Raw genomic sequence first — 5355 nt, forward strand, 5'->3', positions numbered from 1 at the left:
GGACCACTGAAAACTCAGATCCTGGGCGACGATGGCGGGGGCAGGGGGAGACATGGAAATGGGAAGGGATATAGGCCACCCTAATTTTAATTTACGGAGCCAAAGAGGGTTGATGGGCAGTGGACTTTGCCTCTGTTCAAAATTAGGTCTGGAAAATGGCTCAGCCTAGGTAGGTTTGGGTACACTGCAAAGAGATTTAACTTCTCAAAATTATTGCCATGGCAACTATCCAAGCTTTGTGGCGCTTTTCCCGACCCCACACCATCATTGGTACTACCTTGAGCGTTTGGGCCGTGTACCTATTGGCCATGCTGGGGCAAGGCACTCCAGCTATTTTTGCGGCCTCCCTTAGTTTGGTTTTGGGTGCTTGGCTGGCTTGCCTGTTGGGTAATGTTTACATTGTCGGCCTAAACCAGTTATGGGACGTGGAAATTGACCGCATCAATAAGCCGAATTTGCCCTTGGCTAACGGAGATTTTTCCCTCGCCCAGGGCCGTTGGATTGTGGGACTTTGTGGCGTTACGTCCTTGGCGATCGCCTGGGGATTAGGGCTATGGCTGGGATTAACGGTGAGTATTAGTTTGGTCATTGGCACGGCCTATTCGGTGCCGCCGGTGAGGTTAAAGCGCTTTTCCCTGCTGGCGGCCCTGTGTATTCTCACAGTGCGGGGAATGGTCGTTAACTTAGGCTTATTTTTATTTTTTAGAACTGGTTTGGGTTCCCCCCCTACCTTGATTACCCCCATCTGGGTTTTGACCCTATTTATTCTGGTTTTCACCGTGGCGATCGCCGTCTTTAAAGATGTACCGGATATGGAAGGTGATAGACAATTCAAAATTCAAACCTTAACCCTACAAATCGGCAAAAAAAATGTATTTGTTGGAACGCTAATTTTATTGACTATTTGCTATGTTGCCATGGTGATTTGGGGCTTGTGGACTGTTTTTCCCCTGAATATACCGGTTTTTATTGGCTCCCATTTACTTTTATTATTCTTACTTTGGGGTCGGAGTCGGGGGGTGGATTTGGAAGATAAGGGGGAAATTGCCAGTTTTTATCAATTCATCTGGAAATTATTTTTCTTGGAATATTTACTTTATCCTTTAGCCGTTTGGTTGCCCGCCTTTAAGTTGACTATATTTTGATGATTTTTCTACTTTTAAAATCCCTAATATTCCGTAAAAAATTAGTATTCTGTCGAAAATAAATGAAATTTCTTCCCCACAGTGGTTACCATTGGCAAGGTCAATCTCCCTTTTTTGAAGGTTGGTATGTGCGCCTGCTTTTGCCCTACTCCGGGGAAAGTTTCGCCTTTATGTACTCCATCGAAAATCCCGCTGGCGATCTCCATTACAGCGGCGGTGCAGTGCAAGTCCTAGGGCCAGCCACAGGGACAAAGGCAAATCAGGACGACCAACTAATTTGGCGGACATTTCCCTCAGTGCAAAAATTTTGGGCCAGCCCCCAGCATTTTGCCCTTGGCCATTGGGGAAAGCGTACAAGCAAAGGGCCGGCCAGACCCCTACCATCGGACGAATTTTTTACCCTGGTTAAAGAAGGTTATCAAATCTATCACCATCAACACCAAGGACAAATCACTAGTGGCGATCGCCATTGTCGTTGGCAATTCACCGTAGAACCAGAAGTAACTTGGGGGAGTCCTAACCGATTTCCCAGGGCCACCGCCGGTTGGCTTTCCTTTTTACCCCTGTTTGATCCTGGTTGGCAAATTCTTTTAGCCCAAGGTAGAGGGCATGGCTGGCTGGAATGGCAGGGGGAACAGTATGAATTTGACCAAGCCCTAGTTTACGCCGAAAAAAACTGGGGTCGTTCCTTTCCTTCCCGCTGGTTTTGGCTCCAAGCCAATCATTTTCCCCAACATCCAGGGCTGAGCGTCACTGCGGCTGGGGGGGAACGGATAGTGCTCCATCGCACCGAAGAAGCGGCTTTGATTGGAGTGCATCACCAAGGTGATTTTTACGAATTTGGCCCGGGCCATGGCACCGTTACCTGGCAAGTAGCTCCCTGGGGCAGTTGGCAACTAAAAGCTAGCAACGATAGGTATTGGGTCACCCTCTCGGGAACAACGGAGGAAAAAGGGAGTTTGGTCCACACCCCCACCGCCCAGGGTTTACAACTAAATTGCCGAGACACCACTAGGGGACATTTACTTCTACAGTTAGGAGCTATTGGTAAGGGTTTGATGGTAGCAAGCAGAACAGACACTGCCGGTCTGGAAGTGGGTGGTAATTGGGGCCTTGGGTAGGGAAAATTTAAATAAAAAAACAGTGCTACCTCTAGGGATAACACTGCTCTGCTTTGATTCGTTAGGTTTTGATCAACTACAAGCCATCAGTTGACATACCGATGTGCTCAAACGGATTTAGCCGACAAAGGCTTTAACAGGTTCAGAAACCCCAGGAGCTTCAGACCCTTTGAGGTAAGCCAACATGGTATCAGCGTCGGAACATTCAAAGGGATCCACGGGACAGTTGTCGCCGAACTCAGGCTCAATAAACATTTTTTCGATTTTGCCATCGTTGACAAACATGGAATAACGCCAGGAGCGCATGCCAAAGCCCAGGTTGGATTTTTCCACGAGCATGCCCATTTTGCGGGTAAATTCACCGTTACCGTCGGGAAGTAGTTTGACTTTGTCGGCACCAATTTGTTTGCCCCATTGGAACATGACAAAGGCATCGTTAACGGATAGACAGATAATATCGTCTACTCCTAGGGCCTGGAATTCTTCAAACAACTGCTCGTAGCGGGGCAAGTGATTGGAAGAACAGGTGGGGGTGAAGGCACCGGGCAGGGAGAAAAGCACAACCTTTTTGCCACCAAAGATTTGTTCAGTGGTTTTGTCTTCCCAACGGTAGGGGTTAGGACCAGATACGGATTCGTCACGGACACGGGTTTTGAACACTACACTGGGAACTTGTTCGGGGGTCATGGTTACCTCTGGCTATCTAAACGACTAAATTTTTGTGAGGGAATGGAGCATTTGTCGTCAATGCCTGCCCTCTTTTCTCAGAATAGTTCTGAGATAGAAATAAGTCAAGTTTAAAAATTAATATTTTTTTTATAATTATCTTATCTAATACTCTTTCCAGAAAATGTTAAGCTAGATAGACTATAGCGAAACAATGCGGATCATTGGTGTGGTAGCCGAGGCCCATGGCCCTTAGGGTTGGCCCATTAAAGGTAAACAGGTAAAACGTGCTGCACCGATGTTGGCAGAAGATGTTAGGAGGAACGGTATGCCCTTAACCAGAGAAGAAATTATTCAAACGCTGAAGGAACGAGGCCTGCGGGTTACTCCCCAGCGCTATGGGGTCTATGCCAATCTACTCCAGCGTCGGGATCATCCCAGTGCGGAACAGTTGTTGTTTGACCTTAACCAAGCCGCCCCCACATCCTCCCAGGCCACGGTGTATAGTTCCCTCAAGGCTCTGCAGTCAGTGGGGTTGATCAGAGAAGTTTTATTGGAAGAAGGGGTCTGTCGCTACGATGCCAACGTGGAGCCACACCATCATTTTTGTTGCCGTCAGTGTGGGGCGATCGAAGATGTGGATTGGGAAGAGTTACCAGCAGTGGATCTGGGCAAACTCAGACCAGGCCTAAAGGCGGAACGTTATGAAATTACTGTCCATGGCGTCTGTGAAAATTGCGCTGATTAGTTTTTGAAATTGCCGACGATCAACAGACCGCTTGCAACATTTCTGTCCAACCCCTGAATCCCCTAAGTTTGGCGGACTTTTATGCCTGTCACCCCCTAGAATTGGCAGACTAGGGAAGCTTTTGAAAAATGTTCTGACTTCCTTGCTCAAGATCCGCCAAGGCCAAACGGATTTGTTCTAGGCGGCGGCGGTTAACTCCCAAATCCGATTCTCCCAACCGGGATGCAGAGCGAACTTCAATTACAGGGCGATCGCCGGGGAAATAAAATTCCAGGTCATCGACAAAACCCATTAAGCGGCTATGGGCCTCAGCTCGAATGTAATCATCCTGAGATTCCACAATGGTGGTGCCGGGTACTACCCCTAAAATTTCCATCAATAGGCTGCGGGTATTCTCCAAATTTCCTTGGTAATGGAGTGGCTCAATGCTGTGGACGGAATCAGTGCTGATTTGACTGTTCACACAATTGGGCGTGTCGGGACAGGGGGCTAATTGTCCGCTTGTGACCCCTAGGTTTTCCGGTGTGGAGCCAGCAAAGATTTGTTCAAAGCCTGGTAGGGCGGCAAACCAAACCATCCCCGATAGCAACACAGCCAGTAGCGTACCCATGAAAAAATTCCGGTAATTGGTAAACATCAAGACCTCTTTAATCTATGGTTTCCTTGGCGATCGAGCAAGGTTAACTCCTAAACTCCAGCGGAGACAATATTCCTGATATGGGTTTTTTCCCTGGCGTGATGAAGGTCACATTCCAGAGCCCCAACGGTCTTCCCAGGGAGTTTTGTTAGTTCAATGGTTCTGGCAGGCTATGGTGAGAGTTGTTAGGATCAAAACAATGGCATTCCTTTATCAACCATGATGACCCTTACCCCTACCATTGAATTTTTTGCCGATCTCCCCGAAGAACTCAGCAATGTTAGCCTACGACGCAATGCCACTACGGGCGCCCGCACGGTGGTGATGACCTTTGAACGTCTCCAGGCGATCGAAAGATTCCAAAGTTTTACCCAAAGATTTAACGGCCATTTACGCCTTGCCGATGAAGAGGGGGCCATGGAAATTGAACCATCGTCAGTGAAATTTATTTTTGGTGGGGACGAAGGGGATGAACTCCGGGGGGCCCAGTGCAGTTTTGATTTAATTAAAAATGATCATTGGGAGCGCTTTATCCGTTTTATGGAGCGTTACGCAGAGGCCAATGGCATGGGCTACCAAGACCGCTAGGGACAAAAGTGACTGGAGCGTATTGAAAACTTTGCAAATAGACTCTAATCAGGGGACAATCTAGCGAAATTAAGCCTTGATTCTCCCTGTTGCCTGTGTTGCTAAATCTTCCCGCCGCTTTTAAATTCCGTTCCTATCAGAAGCTGATGGGGGGACTGTTGCCCTTACTGCTGTTTGCCTGTGGTAGCCCCAATGTTGGGAATGGTAGTTCTCAGCAGAATCGTCAAGAAACGCTGAAAATCCTTTCTTGGCAGGCTCCCACGATTTTGAATCCCCATTTGGCTACGGGCTTTAAGGATGCGGAGGCCAGTCGCATTGCCCTCGAACCCTTGGCGAGCTTCGACCATGAGGGCAACCTAGTTCCATTTTTAGCGGCGGAAATTCCCAATGTGGAAAATGGCGGCGTGGCGGCCGATGGTTTGTCGGTCACCTGGAAGCTAAAGCCCGATG

Annotated in this window: 6 protein-coding genes and 1 pseudogene; 5 read left to right on the top strand and 2 right to left on the bottom strand. The window is 48.2% G+C overall.

From position 1 onward, the window contains the following. Window positions 1–218: 218 nt before the first annotated feature. Together IQ219_RS16480 and IQ219_RS16485 are read left to right on the top strand one after the other, a co-directional pair. On the top strand, window positions 219–1145 hold the full coding sequence (locus IQ219_RS16480; RefSeq protein ID WP_194073325.1) for a homogentisate phytyltransferase: 927 nt from the start codon (window positions 219–221) through the stop codon (window positions 1143–1145). A gap of 62 nt (window positions 1146–1207) precedes the next feature. Beyond that, on the top strand, window positions 1208–2266 hold the full coding sequence (locus tag IQ219_RS16485) for a tocopherol cyclase family protein (RefSeq protein ID WP_228017238.1): 1059 nt from the start codon (window positions 1208–1210) through the stop codon (window positions 2264–2266). 117 nt (window positions 2267–2383) lie between these two features. On the opposite strand, the gene IQ219_RS16490 is transcribed toward IQ219_RS16485, so the two are convergent. Then, on the bottom strand, window positions 2384–2953 hold the full coding sequence (locus IQ219_RS16490) for a peroxiredoxin (protein WP_190595911.1): 570 nt from the start codon (window positions 2951–2953) through the stop codon (window positions 2384–2386). Window positions 2954–3260: 307 nt separating this feature from the next. On the opposite strand from IQ219_RS16490, the gene IQ219_RS16495 reads away from it, so the two are divergent. Then, window positions 3261–3680, top strand: a complete 420-nt coding sequence (locus IQ219_RS16495; RefSeq protein ID WP_194018544.1) for a Fur family transcriptional regulator — start codon at window positions 3261–3263, stop codon at window positions 3678–3680. A gap of 109 nt (window positions 3681–3789) precedes the next feature. Here the strand turns inward: IQ219_RS16495 and IQ219_RS16500 are convergent, their stop codons facing one another. Next, complete coding sequence (locus IQ219_RS16500) at window positions 3790–4290, bottom strand: DUF1499 domain-containing protein (RefSeq protein WP_194073326.1); 501 nt, start codon at window positions 4288–4290, stop codon at window positions 3790–3792. A 246-nt stretch (window positions 4291–4536) separates the two neighbouring features. Here IQ219_RS16500 and psb28 point away from each other — a divergent pair, with 246 nt between their 5' ends. Together psb28 and IQ219_RS16510 are read left to right on the top strand one after the other, a co-directional pair. Continuing rightward, window positions 4537–4905 carry a photosystem II reaction center protein Psb28 gene (psb28, locus tag IQ219_RS16505; protein WP_190595906.1) on the top strand — a complete coding sequence of 123 codons (369 nt, stop codon included), beginning with the start codon at window positions 4537–4539 and terminating at the stop codon, window positions 4903–4905. A 95-nt stretch (window positions 4906–5000) separates the two neighbouring features. Continuing rightward, window positions 5001–5355 (top strand): annotated as a pseudogene (locus tag IQ219_RS16510) (peptide ABC transporter substrate-binding protein); the annotation flags it as partial.

Source organism: Synechocystis sp. LEGE 06083 (assembly GCF_015207725.1).
Taxonomy (GTDB): domain Bacteria; phylum Cyanobacteriota; class Cyanobacteriia; order Cyanobacteriales; family Microcystaceae; genus Synechocystis; species Synechocystis salina.